Raw genomic sequence first — 18,192 nt, 5'->3', positions numbered from 1 at the left:
GGGGGGACCCTGTGGGAGAGTAGGACGCCGCCGAACAATTATTCCGGGAAAGCCCCGTGCCCTTGTGGCACGGGGCTTTTCTGCGTTCCCGGACCGAGCCGGAGACCGCTCCGCTCATTTCTGACGGGCGCCGTCAGCTGCTGCCGGGCGGCTCGGTCTCCCCGGTCTCCTCGCTGTCGAGCTGGTGATCGGCCCAGACGTAGCTCTCGGGGAGAAGGTCCGTGATGGAGACGGTTCGGAGCCGGGGGCCGGCCCCGACGATGACCTGCAGGGCCGGAAAGTAGTCGAGGAGGACCTGACGGCAGCGCCCACAGGGGGGAACCACGCCCCGTTCGCGATCACCGACGGCGACGATCGTGGTCAGCTCGTAGGCGCCCTGCGCGGCGGCCGCACCGATGAGGACCAGTTCGGCGCAGGGTCCTCCGGTGAAGTGATAGGCGTTCACCGCGGTGACGATCCGGCCGTCTTCGATACGGGCCGCAGCCGCCATGGTGTGGTTGTCACCTCGGCAGCGAGTGCGTGCGACCTCGGCCGCGGCCTGGATGAGCTCATGGTCGACGTGCGCGGCCTGTGCCGTCATCTTCTTCGCCTTCGTGAGGTGTCGTGAGGTGTCGGATGAGGCTTTCCCAGGCGACCGGTGCCGCGCAACCCGATATCGGCCCTTCATCAGCCTCAACCAGGCGCTGGCCACGGAGAATCCCGGCGGGCCCGCCTCCGGGGCGGCCGTCTAGCGCGCCAGGAACGGCCTGGAACGGCCTGGAACGGGCGGCTGACCGGCGCGTCCCAACTCGGTTGCCCGGCGGGGGACTGCGGGGCACCATCGGCGCATGGACTATGAGATTCGCGGCGTGCGGGCGGGGGAGTGGGAACCGGCCCGGGAGATCCGTCTTGCGGCACTGCGTGACCCGGTGGCGCCCATCGCCTTTCTGGAGACGTACGAGCGGGCGGTGGCCAGGCCGGACGAGTTCTGGCAGCAGCGGACCGCCGACGCCGTCGAGGGCCGGCTGTCCCGTCAGTTCATTGCCGAGGCGCCGGACGGCAGCTGGGCGGGGACGGTGTCGGTACTCGTCGAACGTCCCGCCTACGAGCCTGGGTTCGGAGAGGCCGCGGAGTGCGACCAGACGCATCTGGTGGGTGTGTTCGTGCGGCCCGGTCACCGGGGGCACGGGGTGCTGGACGCCCTCTTCCGGGAGGCGGTCGAGTGGTCGTGGTCACTGACCGGCCCACCCGTGCAGCGGGTGCGGCTGTATGTCCACGAGGCCAACGCGCGGGCCGCGGCCGCCTACCGCCGCATCGGTTTCGTCCCGACCGGACGCACGGTGCGACTGGAGGGTGACCCGGGGGCGCTGGAGCTGGAGTTCGAGATGCGCCGGTGAGGGCCGGTGCCCGGTCAGCGTGTGCCGGGAGCCGGCAGCTCCTCCTGCCAGCGGGCCCGGGCCTGCTCGCGGGAGCGGAGCAGGACCAGGGCGGGCATTCCGCGGTCCTGGCCGGCCGCCAGGAGCTCCGGAAGCCGGGGCAGCGGAGCGACGGCGGCGACGTCGTCGAGGACGAGCGTCATTGGTGGGTCGAGCCGACCGTCGGTTGACCGTGCGGCCATGCGGCGGCCGTGCTCGACCACGTGCGAGGCGAGTGCGGTGAGCAGGGGCATCGCACCGGGGTGGTGGCGGGGATCCTCGATGGATTCACCGACCACATAGAGCGTGCCCAGTTCCCGTGCAAAAGATTCCAGTGTGAGCGCATCAGCTCGATTGGGGGTGCAGGCCTCGCGGATGTGGACGGACGAGAGGGCGGCGAAGGTCCGTACGGTCAGTTCCTGCGCCATCTCGCGGCGTTCGGGATGGGCGGTGAGGGCGGACTCCAGCAGTCCGGCGATCCCGGAGGCCGCCTTCGGGTGGGTGCGCAGCAAGCGGACCGGTTCCTGACCGCCGGCACCGGACGCCCAGCGGTGGACCTGGCGGAAGGGGCGGCCGTCCACAGCGGCGGCGTGCAGCCAGCACTGCAGGAGGGTCACGGCCGTGTCGGCGACGGCGGCGTCCGCCTTGGCCGGGGGGCGTACGGGGGTGAGCAGCGCGGTCGCGCGCGCGGCTGCCACGGCGGGGTCCTCGCATCCGGCGGTGGGGGACCAGTGGAGCCTGGCCGGGGTGTCGCAGAGGTGGCCGGGGTCGTAGACGAGGACGGGGCCGAGCTTGCTCCGGGCGTCCTTCGTCTCGGCCCAGACGGTGGGGTCCGAGGTGACGACCAGTGCGGGGCCGTCCGCGTCCCTGATGGCCTGGACGGCGGTGGGGCGGCGGATCGCGGACACGCCGTACACGACGTGCGGGCTGCGGGGCGCGGGGAAGGCGGGTGCCGTCGGCTCCGGTGCGTGCGCCCCTGCGGGGGGTGCCGCGCCGGGCGTGGGGGCCGGTGCGGCCGGGGTGAGTGCGCCGGCCGGACGGTGCTCGTGGGCCGCGGGCTGCCGGTGTACGGCCTCAGGTGCGGGCGCGGGTGCGGTCTCCCGATGGATGCTGTCCCGTGCGGGTGCGTACGCCTCCGGGTGGGTGGCGCGCCGCTTCCTGACCATGCGCCAGCGGGTGATCACACCCGCCGCGAAGACGGTCAGGACCAGCAGGACCATCACCTCGCCGATGAACAGGCCCCAGAACAGGCCGTGTCCGGAGAGCTCTCCGGCCGGGGTGTCGGGCCACGCCCCCGGCAGGTCCGTGGGCTGCACGGCCAGGGCGCGCAGGGCGAGCGGTGTGCGTGTGAAGGTGACGGCGTGCGGCCAGGAACCGTGGGTGAAGAGCCCGGCGAGTCCGGTGGCCGTCCATGCGAGGACCGTCAGCCCGAAGAGGAAGGCCAGGAGGCCGACGAGCAGGCCGTCCGGGATGCCGCCCTGCTGTCCGCCGCGCCCTGTGCCGGATGGTGCCTGGCGTGCCATGTCATGCCACCGTTGACTCGGAGGACTCGTTGACCCGCTGCTGGTACTCGATGTGGGCCGCCCGCTGCTCCGCCTCCAGCTCCGCGGCTCGTACGTCCTCGGGGAGCAGGTCCACGGCCGATCCTTCGGTCATGGCCCTGTCGGTGAAGACCAGGGGGCGTTCCGCCTCGGTGATCAGGTGTTTGACGACCTGGACGTTGCCGTTGACGTCCCACACGGCGATGCCGGGGGTCAGCGTCGGGATGATCTCCACGGCCCACCTGGGCAGACCGATGACCTTGCCCGTCGCTCTGGCCTCGTCGGCCTTCTGGGCGTAGATCGTGCGGGTGGAGGCCATCTTGAGGATGGCGGCGGCCTCCTTCGCCGCAGCTCCGTCGACGACGTCGCTGAGGTGGTGGACGACGGCCACGAAGGACAGCCCCAGGCGTCGCCCGAACTTCAGCAGGCGCTGGAAGAGCTGGGCCACGAAGGGCGAGTTGATGATGTGCCAAGCCTCCTCGACGAGGAAGATGCGCTTCTTCCGGTCGGGCCTGATCCAGGTGTGCTCCAGCCAGACGCCGACGATCGCCATGAGGATCGGCATCGCGATGGAGTTGCGGTCGATGTGCGAGAGGTCGAAGACGATCAGCGGTGCGTCGAGGTCGATGCCGATGGTGGTCGGGCCGTCGAACATGCCCCTCAGGTCACCGTCGACGAGGCGGTCCAGGACGAGGGCGACGTCCAGGCCCCAGGCCCGTACGTCGTCTATGTCGACGTTCATCGCCTCGGCGGACTCGGGCTTCGGGTGGCGCAGCTGCTCCACGATGTCCATCAGCACGGGCTGGCGGGCCGTGATGGTGTCGCTGACGTACGCGTGGGCGACCTTGAGCGCGAAACCCGAGCGCTCGTCGAGGCCGTGGCCCATGGCGACCTCGATGATCGTGCGCAGCAGGGCGAGCTGGCCCGTCGTGGTGATCGAGGGGTCGAGGGGGTTGAGCCTGATCCCGTCGTTCAGCGCCGCCGTCGGGTCGAGCCTGATGGGCGTGATGCCCAGTTCCTCGGCGATCAGGTTCCACTCGCCGACGCCGTCCTCGCCCTGGGCGTCGAGGACGACGACCTGGCGGTCGCGGAAGCGGAGCTGACGCAGGACGTAGGTCTTCTCCAGTGCGGACTTGCCGTTGCCGGACTCGCCGAGGACCAGCCAGTGCGGGGCGGGGAGCTGCTGTCCGTACAGCTGGAACGGGTCGTAGATGTAGCCCTTGCCCGAATACACCTCACGCCCGATGATCACGCCGGAGTCGCCGAGGCCGGGCGCGGCGGTCGGGAGGTAGACCGCCTGGGCCTGACCGGTGGAGGTGCGCACGGGCAGCCGGGTCGTCTCCACCTTGCCGAAGAGGAAGGCGGTGAAGGCATCCGACAAGGCGGACAGCGGATCTCGCATGGCGTGACTGCCCTCTCGTTAGCGTCGGATGCCGGTGGCGAACGGCAGGGTGTTCACGAAGGCCCGGTGGTGCTCACGGTCGCACCACTCCAGCTTCAGGTACGACTTGCCGGCCGAGGCCCGGATCGTCCGCTTGTCGCGGGCGAGGGCTTCGGGGGACCGGGACGACACGGTGATGTACCCCACGAGGTTCACCCCGGCCGCGCCGCTCGCGAGATCTTCACCCCGCTGGTCGAGCCGGCCGTGGGCGGCGATGTCGCGCGGGTCGACCGTGCGGTTCATCTTGGCCTGGCGGCTCGCCTCGGCGTCGTCGTTGGTCTTCTCGGTCAGCATCCGCTCGATGGCGATCTCGGTGGGTTCGAGGTCCATGCAGACGGCGACCGTGCGGATCACGTCGGGGGTGTGGACGAGGAGGGGTGCCAGGAAGTTCACGCCGACCGGGGTCATCGGCCATTCCTTCACCCAGGCCGTGGCGTGGCACCAGGGGGCGCGGGTCGTGGACTCGCGGGTCTTGGCCTGGAGGAACGTCGGCTCGACGGCGTCCAGTTCGGCCGGCCAGGCGTTGCGCTTGGTCATGGCCTGGATGTGGTCGATGGGGTGGTCCGGGTCGTACATCGAGTGCACGAGGGAGGCCAGGCGGCTCTGCCCGAGCGGCTGGCGCACCCGGATGTCCGCCTCGGCGAGGCGGGCGCAGATGTCGGTCAGTTCGCGGGCCATGACGACGGCGAGCCCGGCGTCGCGGTCCACCTTGCGGCCGCCCTGGGGGCGGATGGCACGGGCCATGGCGTTGGCCTCGGCTGCCAGGTCGCGGCTGTAGTGCATGCAGGCGACGAGGTAGGCGCGGTGCTGCTCGCTGGAGGTGGAGACCATCGACTGGAGCTGGTCGTAGGAGTCCTGGAGCCAGCCGGGCGCGTTCCGGTCGCCGCGCTGGGCGACGTCCTTCGCGTGGGCGTCGGGGTCGGCGGGCAGGGTGCGGGCCAGCATCTGGAGGCGCGTCACGAATCCGTCGCCGTTGGCCACGTGCTTGAGCAGGGTGCCGAAGCGGTCGACCAGGGCCTCCTGGTCCTCGCTGTCGCGGAGTCCGACGCCGGGGCCCTCGATCTCGATGGCCGCGGTGACGGTACGGCGGTCGGCGTGCAGCAGCACGGCGATCTCGTCGGGGCCGAACGGTGCGGCGAGCCAACTGATCCTGCCGATCCCGGGCGGCGGTCCGATCTCGACCTCGCGTCCGTCGGCGCTCACGCCCGCCTCCATGGCGGCGGAACGGTAGGCCGTGCCGCGGCGCAGGGTGCGCTTGAAGCTGCGGTTGATCTCGAACCACTTGTAGAAGGTGCGGCCCTTGTAGGGGACGTACACGACGGCCAGGGCGAGCATGGGAAAGCCCACGAGGGAGACGATCCGCAGGGAGAGGGCCGGGACGAGGAGGCCGCTCATCATGCCGAGGAACGCCCCGGCGATGATCAGCGCGATCTCGCCCGTCTCACGGTTCTTGCCGACGATCGCGTTCGGCCGGGCGCGGCCGATCAGATACGTGCGGCGGGGCGCGATCGTGTGGGACTGGATCGTCAACGCCCTCCACCTCCTGTGCTCGTGCTACCTGTGCTGCCTGAACCGCCCCCTCGTGGGGAGCGGCTGCCGTGGGGGGTGCCGGAGGTGGGCCCGGATCCGCTGCGGGGCGAGGGTGCGGCGCCTCCGCCTCCCTGGTTGCGGGAGCTGTGGGCGGCGACACCGCCGCTGACCTGGTTGGCCGGGCGCGCGCCGCCTCCGCCCCCGCCTTCGCCGCCTCCGCTCCGGCCGCTGTGGGTCTTGATGCCCTGGGATACGAGTGCGGCGGGGGAGCTGATGAGCGCGGCGGCCTGCGAGCCGTCGGTGGCCTGCTTGCGGTTGGTACGGGCGCCCTGGATCTCGTCGCCGAAACCGGGCACGAAGCGGTAGATCATGGCTGAGGCGAAGATGGCCAGCAGGATGATCGCGAGCCCGGACACGACGGCCGAGAAGGCGTTGGGCCCGTCGTCGGCCGAGAGCGCCCCGGCGAGGCCCAGCACGATGACGATGACCGGCTTCACCATGATCACCGCGATCATGATGCCTGCCCAGCGGCGGACGTGGCCCCACATGTTCTTGTCGACGAGTCCGGAGTACACGACGACGCCGAGCAGCGCGCCGACGTAGAGCAGGGCGGCCCGGATGACGAGCTCCAGCCACAGGATTCCGGCGGCGAGGATCGAGACCAGGGAGACGACGATCAGCATGATGGGGCCGCCGCCGATGTCCTTGCCCTTCTTGAGCGCCTCGGCGAACGACCCGAAGAAGACGTCGGTCTGCCCGCCCGTGGCGGTCGAGATGACCTCGGTGACGCCGTCGGTGGCCGAGACGACCACGTACAGGATGAGCGGGGTGAAGGCCGAGGCCAGGACCGTGAGCCAGAGGAAGCCGACGGCCTCGGAGATCGCCGTCGTGAACGGCACCCCCCTGATGGCGCGCTTGGCCACGGCGAACAGCCACAGGACCAGGGTGAGGATGGTGGACGCCGCGAACACCACGGCGTACTGGGTGCGGAACGTGGAGTTGGTGAAGTCGACGGTCGCCGTGCTCTCCACGGCCTCGCTGAGCTTGCCGACCAGGTAGGCGGCGGCGTCGGCGCAGCCGCGGGCGAGGGAGGAGAGGGGATCGAGGGCGTCGTCGGTGACGGCGGGAGTGCGGCGGGATGCACCCTCTCCACCGTCGCAATAGTCCCGTGCTGGACCAGCAATCAGTTGGCAGGGGTCGTTGCTGTTGGACGGAGACGGGGTAGGGCTGGGTGCCGCCACCGCGCGGGTGGCGAACACAATCGCTGACGTCTGCAGGGCGGCCCACACGACGGCGATCGAGCGCACGCGGTTTCGATGACTACCGGGCATAGGTGAACCCTCCGAACTCGTTCACTGCGTCGGCGATCTCATCGGATCCGGAGACGGGGTTGTCGCCAGTCACTGGAGTCGGACCCTCTGTCTGGCCGGTCTCCAGGATCTTCCAGTCGGTCCCATCCCACTTCAGGGTCATCGAAACGGTGAACCAGCCATTGGTCACGGGTTTCGTGGACTTGTCGCCGGTCAGTCCGAACAGGCCAGAGCACCAGACGTCGACCTGGGCCGTGGTGTTTGAGTAGGACTTGGTCTTTGTACCGGCGGGGAGGGTGCGGTTGACGAACGTCGAGCCCGTCGGGGCGCTTCCATCCGCGTTGAGCCCGAGCCCGGCAATGAACTGGTCGGAGTAATCAGCATCGAAACCAGCCTGGAGTTCGTTTACTTTGCTGGCATCTGCGATCGATCGGACGATGTTGCTGCGCTTATCGGCGTTGAACATGCCGTCGGAGCCGAGGACGGCCGCGTAGTTCGCCGCAGCGCTCTGCGCCCCCTGCTCGTCGTGTGCGAAGCCGAAGGCGATGGTGCCGTTCCTGCCCTGGACCGGCTTGGTGCCCGTCGGCGTCGTGGGGCCCGCGCCGGCGGCGTCCGGCTTCTTGTCCTTGCCGGGGTCCCCGTCGCTGCCCCCGCCCTGGTTCGCGAACGCGATGGCCGCGATCAGCAGCACCACGACGCCCACGATCATGATCAGTGAGCGCGAGTTTCGGGCGGGGCGCCGGCCGTAGCCGTCGGGGTCCTCGCCGCCTCTGTGCATGCGGGTGCGGGTCTGGCGCGTCCCGCCGAGGGTGCTGTATGCATCGTCCGAGCGGCCGCCGGGCTCGCTGCCGCCGTAACCGCGCTCGTCGCCCTGGCTCATGCCGCGTACGCCCCCTCAGCCGTCTGCAGTTCCGCGTGGTACGACGGTAGCGCTGCTGGTCTGCGCGTGAGCGCGGTGTGGTGACTCGACATCAGGGGACGCAACCTCTGCCGGTGGGCACGACGGACGGATGGTGTGGGAGGGGCCGGGCGATCCGGGCCGGGGCGACGTGCTGACGCCAGGTCAGACGGCCATCCCGTACACGATGGTGAACAGCGTGCCGAGCGATCCGATGATGAAGACGCCGGTCAGGCCCGCCACGATGAGGCCCTTGCCCTGTTCCGCGCTGAAGGTGTCGCGCAGCGCCGTCGCGCCGATGCGCTGTTTCGCCGCTCCCCAGATCGCGATGCCGAGGCAGAGCAGGATGGCGACGGCCATCACCACCTCGATCATGATGCGCGCCTCATTGCCCAGGGTCCCGAACGGCCCCCAGTTCGGGGCGATTCCCCCGATGATGGTGGTGATATCGCCCTTTTCCGCTGACAGGATCATGTAAGTCACCGCCCCTGTTGGGTAGTTCGCAGCCCACGCCGTGTGGCGCGGGCAGGTCTCTATCTTCGCTGATGAAACCGGTATCGCACGACGCCTTCCGGGGTCTCTTTACCCGGATCTCGCACGTTTGACCGGCAGAGCCGCCCTGACCTGCGGCTCGTGTCAGGATCTGCGCGCCTATGCATGGTTACTCTGTGTATCACGGGGTGTGACCGCTAGCAACGACGGTGGCCATGGTTCCGGATGCGGTCGATGCGTTCACGGGCCGCGAGGCGTTCGTACGCGCTGTTCGAGAGCCGTGACTGCGCCGGTGGCTTCCGGCCGACGCGTCGTCAGGTGTGCGGCGGGGAAGGCGTCACGGGCCCGGAGGTCCGAGAACGCTTCGTGCGGGCGGCTCCGCCCGTGGCGGGACCGTCCAGTGCGAAGGTGGCTCGAAGTCGCACCAGGCGCCGTCGAAGGGGAAGGCTCTCGCCTCGGCGAGGCGCGCCACGCGTTCGCCCTCCGCGCGAATCGCCGCGGCCTCGTCCGGCGACCAGTAGGAGGGGTGGCCGGTCTTCTCGGCGAACGACCGCTCGTCCTTCCATCGCCATGTGCGGTCCCGGGCGACGGTGATGTCCAGCTCGTGGTCGACGACGTCGATGTCCGAGCCGTGGTGGTGCCGGTGTTCCAGGTTCACGTACCAGCCGCGGAACCTCCTCCGTCGTCCGAAGAACCAGAACACCGCGTGACCGGCTGCGGCCGGCTGGTGGATGAGCGCGCTGCCCATGGGCCACCGGCCGGCCTTCAGCGGGTAACCGTCCGGGGGCCGCTCCTCGGGCGGGACGTCCCGGAGGTGGGCGCCGCCGGGCAGGTCCGTGCTCCACATGGGGGTGCCGGTCCGCAGCCACAGCAACTGCCCTTCGTCCGTGCGTTCGACGAGGCGTACGGGAACGGAGGAGCTCAGGTGACCGCCGATGAAGAGGTTCCAGCGGAGGATCCCGCCGGTCACGGGGTGAGGAGTGCCAGGTCGTCGGCGGTGAGCCGCAGGGAGGCCGCCGCCACGTTCTCGGCGAGGTGGTCCGGGTTGCCGGTGCCGGGGATGGCCAGGACGTGCGGCCCCTGGTGGAGCGTCCAGGCCAGCCTGACCTGGGCGGGCGTCACGCCGTGGGTGCGGGCGACGGTGTGCACCTCGTCCCTCTCGGTGCCGGTGGCACCGCCTTCGCGGCCCTTGCCGACGATGGCGAAGAACGGCACGAAGGCGATGCCCTCCTCGCCGCAGTACCGCAGGAAGGCGTGGTCCTCGGCCGGGGAGTCGATGCTGTACGCGTTCTGTACGCAGACGACGGGGGCGATGGTCCGCGCCTCGGCCAGCTGTTCCGGCGAGGTGTTGGAGATGCCCAGGTGGCGGATGAGGCCTGCGTCGCGGAGTTCGGACAGGGCGCCGAAGTGCTCGGCGATGGATGTGCCGGCCGTACTCGGTGCGAGGCGCAGGTTGACCACGTCGAGGTGATCGCGGCCGAGCTGGCGCAGGTTCTCCTCGACCTGGCCGCGCAGCTGATCCGGCGTGGCCCAGTGCCAGGCGCCCCAGGGGTCGCGGCCCGGGCCGACCTTGGTGGTGATGACGAGGTCGTCGGAGTACGGGGCGAGGGCGCTGTTGATGAGCTCGTTGGCGGACCGCAGCGGGGAGAAGTAGAAGGCGGCGGTGTCGATGTGGTTGACGCCGAGCTCGACGGCCCGTCGCAGGACGCCCAGGGCGCGGTTTCGGTCGCTGGGTACTCCGTCGGCGAACGCCGCGCCGTTCTGGGGGAGGCGCATCGAGCCGAAGCCGAGCCTGTTGACGGTCAGGTCCCCGAGCTGCCAGGTGCCGGCCGATGATGCGTTGATCGTTTCCACCGATGAGGTCATCGTCGGATTCTGTCACTGGCTTCCCGGCTCGCCCCAGCAATATCTGACGGGCTGTCCGGTCGCGTGCTGGACATGTGCTCGATGATGATCTCCGCGACCCGGGAGGCCGGTACGGCGGTGGTGTCGATGGCCGTCGCCTCGCGTCGCAGCCAGGGCAGCGCGGCGGCGCGGTGGGCGGGGAGGTGGTCGAGTCTCCACCGGCGCGAGGTGAGTTCCTTGGCCGTGGTGGTCTTCCCCACGCCGAAAGTGCCGTTCAGCCAGATGATCACAGTGGTGCAGGGTACGCGGCGGCCGATCCACCGGGGCGCGTGCTCGGGTGCGGCCTGCCCGGCCCGGCGTGTGATCGGTCGTCAGGGCTGCTGTGCCAGCACGGCGGTGAGGCTGCGGCCATAGGCGTGGTGGGTCGTGACGTCGAGGCGGGTGCCGCCGGGGACGTGGCGGACCCGGACCCCGGTGTCGGTGGAGCGGACCCGCAGTGGTCTGCCGTGCAGGGTGACGGACACCGTGCTGCGCGTGGTGGTGGGGTCGGACACCGAGATCGCGCAGGTGCCGTCGGCGGTGCGCCGTACCAGCACCGACGCGGGGCCGTCGATGGACAGACCGCTCACGTGGTGCGTACCTGCGGAGAAGGCGTTCGCTGCCAGGATGCCCAGGCCCGCGTGGGCGACGGCCTGCAGCCGGACGGTGTTGGCCCGCACGGCCGGAGGGCCGTGGCGGTAGGACGCCAGCTGAGCCTCGGAGGCGTTCGGCACGATGATGTGGGCCATGGAAGCCGGGGGCTCCGTTGCCGCCCGGTCGTAGGACAGCGTGAAGACCTGCTTGGTCACCGGGGTGTCCGGGTTGGCGAGGCGGACGGTCCGCCGGCTGCGGGTGACCGTGTCGAGCGCGACCGTCGGGGCGGGGCCGGACAGGAAGACGTATCCGACCGCCGTCCCCTGCCCGGTGTCGGCGTACCGCAGCCAGGCCGGCGGGGCGGTGCCGGTGCGCTGCCAGGGCGTTCCGTCGTGCAGGGCGCCGCTGACGGTGACGGGGGAGGAGGGGGCGGCGATGCGGGTGTCGACGGTGGTGGTCACGGCGCGGCCCGACTCCCCGGTCACACCGGCGGTGAGCACGACGATCTCGTCGTCGAACATGAACCACGAGGTGGTGGCACGGGCGGCCCGGTACGCCACGAAGTCGTCCGGGAGTTCGCCGGCCCGCTGCGCCGTGTACGCGGCGTCGTCGGACTGGACGTGGCCCGCCACGCCGTAGGCGCCGAGGCGGGCGCCGCCCGAGAAGGACCCGGTGCCGCGAGGGAAGTACACGAACGTGTTCTGTGCTTCGGAGGACGAGGTGAAGCCCCGCTCCGGGTTGTCGTACCAGAGGGTGCCGTAGAGCTCGGGGACTGTCCGGCGGTCCTCGACGGGGGCGGTGACGCCCGCGAGGCGGTGGGGCGGGACGACGGTGAAGTGGTCGAGGCCGTAGGACTGCCGCTGGTCCGCGCCGGAGAGGTAGAGGTAGTGGGCGCCGGCGCCCTGGAACCAGGGCATCAGGTTCTCGCCGTTCATGTACTCGTACGTGCTGATGCGGTCGGAGCTGCGCGCGAGCGCGAAGGCGTAGCCGGGCCGGCGGTGGACGGTCCGGTCCATCGCGTTGAACGCGGTGTGGGAGGCGGCGGGTCCGAGGTCCTTCGCCGGCGCCGCCGAGTCCAGGATGTCGGCGTAGCGGGCGATGCTGACGGGGGAGACGAAGGTGACGGGGTCGAGTCCCGCCTTGGACGTCTCGCGGACGTGTTTGACGTAGCCCGCGAGTGCCGCCGCGGTGTCGCCCGCCGTGTGGGCGCAGAGGTCGACGACGGCCTCCACGATTCCGGTGACGTCCGCGTAGCCCGTGCCGGGCCGCGAGACCGCGCGTCCCTTGACGATCTCCATCATCCAGCCCTCGAAGACCAGAGGGGCGAAGCCGTCGGTCACCCAGGTCCGGACGACCTCGGCCAGCTCGTCCGTGGACACGTGGCCGGTCCCGTCGAGGATTTTCAGCGTCTGCACGATGCGGGTGAGCAGGCCCTTGCCGTAGGACCCGGTGTACGCGACGGAGGCGTGCTGGACGAAGGAGCCGTCCGCGTAGAACCCGTCGGTGACTCCGTGCCGCAGGTCGTAGGGGTCGATCGTCGCGAAGACGGTCAGGTGGTCGGCTACCGCCTTCGCCGTGCGGGCACCGTCGCCGAGGACGGCTCCCTGGAGCATCCGGTTCGTCGTGATGTCGGCGAGGTTGGCGCCGGTGTGGAAGCGGGAGTCGAGGTCGACGTCGCCGCCCTTGCCGTTGCGGAGGTACGCGTCCATGGAGGCGGTGTACGTCGCGGCGAGGTCCGGCCGCCGGACCGCGATGTCGTCGTGGAGGAGGACCAGGGTCCGGCTCACGTGACCCGGGATGCCGATCTCCCAGTGGAACCAGTTGCCGTAGTAGCCCTTCGCCTGGTCTCCGAAGTACTCGTCGTGCAGCCGGGCCAGTCCGTCGATGACGCGCCGTCGCACGGTCGGGTCGTTCCTGAGGCCGGAGGCGTCGGTGCCGGGGACGCAGGTGGCCAGGGCCGTCTCGTAGAGGTACTGGTAGGTCGTGCTGAGCCCGGTGTCGCTGGTGCCGAGGGGCAGTCCCGCGAACAGTTCGTCCGGGCCGGCGGCCTCCATCGCCGCGAGCCGGGTGCACGCCGTCGCTCGCAGGGACGCGATCTTCGGGGCGACCTCGGGGCGCGCGTTGGACTCGGGCGTACCGGCGAGGATCGCGGCGGTGTTGCGCAGGATCGTCCCGGCGTCGTCCGTCGGGGCTCCCGAGGCCGCCGGGCCGGAGCCGGGCGGGGGAGCGGCCCCGGCCCGGGCGGAGGCGGCCATGACCCACAGGGCCGCCGCCGGTATCGCGGCCAGTGCGGAACGACGCGAGAGCTCCACCAGTACGCTCCAGGGTCCGGTAAGCGTGTACCCACCAGTCGAACAACCCGGTCACGGCGCTGTCAATGGCGCGGAGTCCGCGGCCGGTCTACACGGACTCCGGTCTCCACACGGACTCCGGCCTTCTCGCGGACCGGGGGCTTCTCATGGACCCGGGCTCCTCACAGGCCCCGGAGGACGTCGTTCACGAAGTCGCGGGACGCGGCGGGTGGGAGCGCGATGGCCTCGATCCGGTTCAGCAGGACGCGGTACTTCTCCAGCTGCGCCTCCGTGTCGAGGAAGGCGGGGCCGTGCGCCTGGTCCAGGTTGACGCTGTCGAGCTGCGGCACCGGTCCGTGGGCGTAGTAGATCGACTGGCCCGACCCGGCGAGGGTGCCGGCCGAGAACGGGATCACCTGGAGCGCGACGTGCTCGCGCTCGCTCATCTCCAGGAGGTGCGCGAGCTGCCGGCGGGCCACCTGGGGACCGCCGAACCGCATCCGCAGGGCGGCCTCGTGGATGACGACCCGCTGGGTCGTGGGCGGATCGCGGAAGAGGACGGCCTGTCGTTTGATGCGGAAGGAGACGCGGTGCTCGACCTCGGGGGGTGACAGTTCCGGTACGTCCTGGCGGAGCACCTCGCGGGCGTGCTCGGGGGTCTGGAGAAGTCCGGGGATGTGCACGGTGACCGCCGTACGCAGGTGTACGGCGTGGTGTTCGATCTCGGCCAGGTCGAGGAGGGGCGAGGGCAGGATCTCCCGGTACTCCTCCCACCAGCCGCGCGTGCGGTCGGCGGTCATGTTGCACAGGGCCCTGATGACCCCCTGGTCCACGTAGGCGTAGTGGTCGGCCAGTGCCCGGACCCGGTCGGGGCTCACGCCCACCCGCCCGGCCTCCATGTTGCTGATCTGGTTCTGCTTCACGCCCAGGAGTGCACCGGCCTGCGTCGCGGTCAGACCGGCGCGTTCACGGAGCCTGCGCAGTTCGCTGCCGAGGCGGAGTTGACGACCTGTCGGGCGGGTTCTCACGTGTTGATTCGCCTCCCTGAACGCCTCGTCACCCACACGAGTGGGAGTTCACTCATTACTCGCCTTTCGGCTAATTCATTAGTCAAACCTGGCTACCTTGGGAATCAGGCCACCTGCCCGGAAGTACCCCGCTCGACGGAGCGGCCTCGTCACCGGGTCATGCGACATGCACATCCCAACTCTGCTCCGCGAACGGAGACTTCCATGACCCCCGCCACCGTATCGCCGCCCTGGGCGTACACCCTCCAACTTCCGCAGGATCCCCGTGGGCCCGGTATCGCGCGCGCGACGCTGCGTACCGTGCTGGTGGTGCACGGGATAGGGGATCTGGTCGAGACCGCCGAGCTGCTGGCGAGCGAGCTGGTCACCAACGCCTACCGTCACTCCACCGGGCCCTACTCGCTCCGCCTGCGCGGTGCCGGTCGGAACCGGGTCCGGGTCGGCGTGTGGGACAGCAACCCGCGGATCCCCGCTCCGTTCTGCGGCGGGGAGACGCGCGAGCCCGGCCTCCTGGACGAGTGCGGGCGCGGGCTGAGGCTCGTACGGCAGTGTGCCGACAGCTGGGGCGCCTACCCGGTCCGGGGCGGGCTGCCGGGCCAGGGCGGCAAGGTCCTCTGGGTCGAGTGCACGGGGAAACCGGACTGTTGGTGGAGTGACCTGCCGGAGTGACGACGAGCCCCCGCGGGCGTCTGTACGCGGCGGGACCGCCCGCGCCGCGTGCGCCCCAGGGGCGGCCTACCGGTTCATATGCGCAGTTCCGGGGGGAAGCCGGTCCAGCGCAGTTCCTCCGGGAGGTGGCCCATGTCGTTGACCACGACCAGGGCGGCGGGCCTGCCGGGGGTGTAGCGGATCACCGTCAGCGCGGCGTTGGAGTGGTTGAGACCCAGCCAGCGCCATGCGGGAGCGTCCAGGGCATCCCGCACCAGCCAGGCGGCGAGGAACGCGTGAGTGACGACGAGCTCGTGGCGCGGCTCGTCGCCCTCCGCGCACCCGGTGAAGTTCGCCATCGCGGCGCGCGTCAGCTCGGGCCCACGCGTGCGCTCGTCCTCCGGCACCTGCGCGACGAACGCGAGCAGGCGGTCCGCCGACTCCTCCGGGAGCTCCGCGCGCCGGGGGACGTACGGGACGTAGTCCCCGGCCTCCTCGGCGACCCGCAGCGGAACGTCCCCGCGGAGCTGCTCGTGGACCAGCCGGGCCGTCTGTGCGGCCCGGGGCAGCGGGCCGTGGTGGACGGCTGCGAGCGGCACGTCCCGGAGCCGTTCGCCCAGCAGGAACGCCTGGCGCCTGCCGTTCTCCGTCAGCTCGGTCTCGTCGGCGGACGCCTCGCCGTGCCGGGCGACGTAGAGGTAGCGGGTGGCGGAGCTGGTCATGGGTGCCCTTTCGGCCGGTCAGGGGGACGCCGAGGGGGACGACGGGTGCCCCGGGCCCGGTTCCGGGTCGCGCGTTCGGGTGATGTCGATGCGGGGCCGTTCCTTACGGGGGCGGGTGCACGGCCCCATGGAGCGGGCGCGCCCGGCGTGTCGGCCACGCCGGGTTTGGCACAGTGCCGCTCCATGATCCAGAAGCGGGGAGCGGTATGGCTGCGGTGGAGAGTCTGAGCGCACTGGCCGGGGGGCCGGCCGCCGGCGGTGGGTCCGGAGGCGTGCTGAGGCACAGCGACGGTCCCTGGCTGCGCGCGGCCGCGGGGGCGGACGAACTCGTAGCCCACCTGGGGCCGGTCCACAGCGAGCTGGCGACGGCGCACCAGGGGCTGACGCCCACGGCCGGGGAGCTGTCCGCCCTCGCGGAACTGGCGGCGGTACGGGAGTCCTGGGAGCGGCGGATCCAGGCGGCGCGGGGCGAGTGCGGCGGCCTGGCGGACAGGCTGCGAGCCGTCGCGCAGGCCCAGGGCGCCACGAACGAGGCTGTCCGTTCGTCATTCGTGCCGGAGGCGCGTCGCGGCGGTGAGGGCCGGTGACGCGGGCCCTGACCTGGGCGCAGTTACGGGACATCGACTGCGCCGAGTTGGAGGGTGCCGCCGACGGTTGGGGCAGGTCGAGCAACCGGGCCGACGCCGCGCGGGACCGCATCGAACAGCACCTGCTGACCGGGCTCCGCGCGGCGCAGGAGGGCGAGGCGGCCCGGACGGCGGTCGCGCGGCTGCGCAGGCTCGGGCGGAACTTCCAGTACGTCTACACCGAGTGCGGACTCCTGCGTACGACGTTGAACTCCCTGGCCCACGAACTGAAGTTCCAGCAGCGGGCCTTGTCGGAAGCGCTGGACGACGCGGCGGCGCTGAAGTACACCGTGCACGCCGACGGGTCGGTGACGTATCCGGCGGCGGGCGAGGGCCTGGTCGACGGTGCGCCGCTCCAGGGCGGCACGGCCGCCTCGAACGGGACCCCGGCGCTGAACCCGCCGTCGGGCCTCGTCGCCCCGAACCCCCACGCGGCGAAAGCGCAGGACATCGCGGACCGGGTGACGGGAGCGGTGCGGGCGGCGGCCGAGATCGACTGGCGGTACGCGGGAATCCTGCGCCGGCTGAAAGCGGAGGAGGGCCTGACGGTCCCCGACTCGACCTGGAAGGACGCCGCGGGTGATGCGGGGGCGGTAAGGGAGGCGGCGGGCGCGTATCTGCAGGACGCCATCCCGCGCGACGCGACGCCGGCCGAGCGGCGCGACTGGTGGGCGGGCCTGACCCAGGAGCAGCGCGAGGAGTACCTCGCGGTGTACCCGGACCGGATCGGCAACCTGGACGGCATCCCGGCCCTGGTGCGGGACGCGGCCAACCGGGACAACCTGCAGCTGCTGATCGGGAAGCTGGTGGGCAGTGACGACGACCGGTCGGTCACGCAGCTGGCGGGACTGCGCGAGATCGAGCGGCAGTTGGGGGCGGGGGGCAAGCCCGGCGAGCCGCCCATGTTCCTGCTCGGCGTCAGCGACGAGGGAAACGGGCGGGCGATTGTTTCGTTCGGCAATCCGGATACGGCCAGGAACGTGTCGACCTATGTGCCGGGTTTGAACACGTCTTTGGACAAGGGTTTCGCCGAAGGTGACCTCAAGCGGGCCAGAGACACGGCGATTGGATCGCAGTACCACGATCCGTCGAGCGCGGCGATTGCTTGGCTCGGCTACGACGCCCCTCAAGCCATCGACGGGCTGAGCAGCCTGGCGGTCGCAGGTGAGAGCAGGGCGCAGGAGGGCGGGAGGCGATTGGGTGAGTTTACGGCCGGTCTAGCTGCGACGAATGAACACAGTGATCCTCACCTGACAGCCATTGGGCACTCCTACGGCTCGCGAACGGTCGGTGCGGCCACGCAGCAAGAGGGCGGACTTGAAGGGGTCGACGACATTGTCCTTGTAGGGAGCCCGGGGGTAGGGGTGGATCGTGCCGAAGATCTCGGGGTCGGTTCGGAGCATGTATTTGTCGGCGCCGCGGAAAATGACGTCGTGACGCTGATGCCTTCGAAGCGGCAGGTAGTTGCCGGCATCGCCACGAGCTCACTCGGTCCACTTGCCGTATTGGCTGGAGATGCTGCTGACCAGGGAGACGATGACCTTTGGTTCGGTAGGGACCCGGCGAGTGCGTCGTTTGGGGCGCGGCGATTTCGTGTTGACGACGGGCCGGGTCTCGTAGGCTCCAGCGGGCCTTCCATCGGAGCTCATTCACAATACTTTGACCCTGTTCGCGATCCAGCGTCTGCGAACAATATTGCGCTGATTTCGGCTGGTCATTCCGAACGGGTGAAACCCCAGGAGTATCGATGAACCGCATTTCTGTAGCCCTGTTTGCCACGCTGCTGGTCGCGG

17 protein-coding genes are annotated in these 18,192 nt (G+C 70.6%); 4 read left to right on the top strand and 13 right to left on the bottom strand.

What is annotated here, in order from left to right:
• Positions 1–133: 133 nt before the first annotated feature.
• Positions 134–580 (bottom strand): cytidine deaminase family protein, encoded by a 447-nt coding sequence (locus ACFYY2_RS32675; RefSeq protein ID WP_388749769.1) that lies wholly within the window; start codon positions 578–580, stop codon positions 134–136.
• Positions 581–827: 247 nt separating this feature from the next.
• On the opposite strand from ACFYY2_RS32675, the gene ACFYY2_RS32670 reads away from it, so the two are divergent.
• Positions 828–1,376, top strand: a complete 549-nt coding sequence (locus ACFYY2_RS32670; RefSeq protein ID WP_388749767.1) for a GNAT family N-acetyltransferase — start codon at positions 828–830, stop codon at positions 1,374–1,376.
• Between the two features lie 14 nt (positions 1,377–1,390).
• Here the strand turns inward: ACFYY2_RS32670 and ACFYY2_RS32665 are convergent, their stop codons facing one another.
• The 11 genes from ACFYY2_RS32665 to ACFYY2_RS32615 all read right to left on the bottom strand — a co-directional run bounded on the left by ACFYY2_RS32665 (position 1,391) and on the right by ACFYY2_RS32615 (position 14,403).
• Positions 1,391–2,917 carry a type VI secretion protein gene (locus ACFYY2_RS32665; protein WP_388749765.1) on the bottom strand — a complete coding sequence of 509 codons (1,527 nt, stop codon included), beginning with the start codon at positions 2,915–2,917 and terminating at the stop codon, positions 1,391–1,393.
• 1 nt (position 2,918) lies between these two features.
• Positions 2,919–4,337 (bottom strand): ATP-binding protein, encoded by a 1,419-nt coding sequence (locus ACFYY2_RS32660; RefSeq protein ID WP_388749763.1) that lies wholly within the window; start codon positions 4,335–4,337, stop codon positions 2,919–2,921.
• Between the two features lie 18 nt (positions 4,338–4,355).
• Positions 4,356–5,906 carry an SCO6880 family protein gene (locus ACFYY2_RS32655; protein ID WP_388749761.1) on the bottom strand — a complete coding sequence of 517 codons (1,551 nt, stop codon included), beginning with the start codon at positions 5,904–5,906 and terminating at the stop codon, positions 4,356–4,358.
• A complete protein-coding gene (locus ACFYY2_RS32650) occupies positions 5,903–7,237 on the bottom strand; it encodes a hypothetical protein (protein WP_388749759.1) in 1,335 nt (444 codons plus the stop codon). Before ACFYY2_RS32650 ends, ACFYY2_RS32655 begins: the two co-directional genes overlap by 4 nt.
• Positions 7,227–8,096 carry a hypothetical protein gene (locus tag ACFYY2_RS32645; RefSeq protein WP_388749757.1) on the bottom strand — a complete coding sequence of 290 codons (870 nt, stop codon included), beginning with the start codon at positions 8,094–8,096 and terminating at the stop codon, positions 7,227–7,229. Before ACFYY2_RS32645 ends, ACFYY2_RS32650 begins: the two co-directional genes overlap by 11 nt.
• Before the next feature lie 183 nt (positions 8,097–8,279).
• Positions 8,280–8,588 carry a hypothetical protein gene (locus tag ACFYY2_RS32640; protein WP_327122284.1) on the bottom strand — a complete coding sequence of 103 codons (309 nt, stop codon included), beginning with the start codon at positions 8,586–8,588 and terminating at the stop codon, positions 8,280–8,282.
• A gap of 355 nt (positions 8,589–8,943) precedes the next feature.
• Complete coding sequence (locus ACFYY2_RS32635; RefSeq protein ID WP_388749755.1) at positions 8,944–9,576, bottom strand: DUF402 domain-containing protein; 633 nt, start codon at positions 9,574–9,576, stop codon at positions 8,944–8,946.
• Positions 9,573–10,472 (bottom strand): aldo/keto reductase, encoded by a 900-nt coding sequence (locus ACFYY2_RS32630; RefSeq protein ID WP_388749753.1) that lies wholly within the window; start codon positions 10,470–10,472, stop codon positions 9,573–9,575. The genes ACFYY2_RS32635 and ACFYY2_RS32630 overlap by 4 nt, the downstream gene beginning before the upstream one ends.
• Complete coding sequence (locus ACFYY2_RS32625) at positions 10,469–10,741, bottom strand: hypothetical protein (RefSeq protein WP_388749751.1); 273 nt, start codon at positions 10,739–10,741, stop codon at positions 10,469–10,471. The genes ACFYY2_RS32630 and ACFYY2_RS32625 overlap by 4 nt, the downstream gene beginning before the upstream one ends.
• Before the next feature lie 81 nt (positions 10,742–10,822).
• On the bottom strand, positions 10,823–13,396 hold the full coding sequence (locus ACFYY2_RS32620) for a polysaccharide lyase family 8 super-sandwich domain-containing protein (protein WP_388749749.1): 2,574 nt from the start codon (positions 13,394–13,396) through the stop codon (positions 10,823–10,825).
• A 161-nt stretch (positions 13,397–13,557) separates the two neighbouring features.
• On the bottom strand, positions 13,558–14,403 hold the full coding sequence (locus ACFYY2_RS32615; protein WP_388749747.1) for a helix-turn-helix domain-containing protein: 846 nt from the start codon (positions 14,401–14,403) through the stop codon (positions 13,558–13,560).
• Between the two features lie 204 nt (positions 14,404–14,607).
• Here ACFYY2_RS32615 and ACFYY2_RS32610 point away from each other — a divergent pair, with 204 nt between their 5' ends.
• Positions 14,608–15,072, top strand: coding sequence for an ATP-binding protein (locus ACFYY2_RS32610; RefSeq protein WP_388749745.1), 465 nt, complete (start codon positions 14,608–14,610; stop codon positions 15,070–15,072).
• A 74-nt stretch (positions 15,073–15,146) separates the two neighbouring features.
• On the opposite strand, the gene ACFYY2_RS32605 is transcribed toward ACFYY2_RS32610, so the two are convergent.
• Positions 15,147–15,773 carry a histidine phosphatase family protein gene (locus ACFYY2_RS32605; protein ID WP_388749743.1) on the bottom strand — a complete coding sequence of 209 codons (627 nt, stop codon included), beginning with the start codon at positions 15,771–15,773 and terminating at the stop codon, positions 15,147–15,149.
• A 206-nt stretch (positions 15,774–15,979) separates the two neighbouring features.
• On the opposite strand from ACFYY2_RS32605, the gene ACFYY2_RS32600 reads away from it, so the two are divergent.
• Positions 15,980–16,360, top strand: a complete 381-nt coding sequence (locus ACFYY2_RS32600; RefSeq protein ID WP_388749741.1) for a hypothetical protein — start codon at positions 15,980–15,982, stop codon at positions 16,358–16,360.
• Positions 16,357–18,150 (top strand): alpha/beta hydrolase, encoded by a 1,794-nt coding sequence (locus ACFYY2_RS32595; RefSeq protein ID WP_388749739.1) that lies wholly within the window; start codon positions 16,357–16,359, stop codon positions 18,148–18,150. The genes ACFYY2_RS32600 and ACFYY2_RS32595 overlap by 4 nt, the downstream gene beginning before the upstream one ends.
• Positions 18,151–18,192: the final 42 nt, after the last annotated feature.

The organism is Streptomyces sp. NPDC001822 (genome assembly GCF_042892135.1).
GTDB lineage: Bacteria > Actinomycetota > Actinomycetes > Streptomycetales > Streptomycetaceae > Streptomyces.
This window is presented reverse-complemented; position numbering and strand designations above follow the sequence as displayed.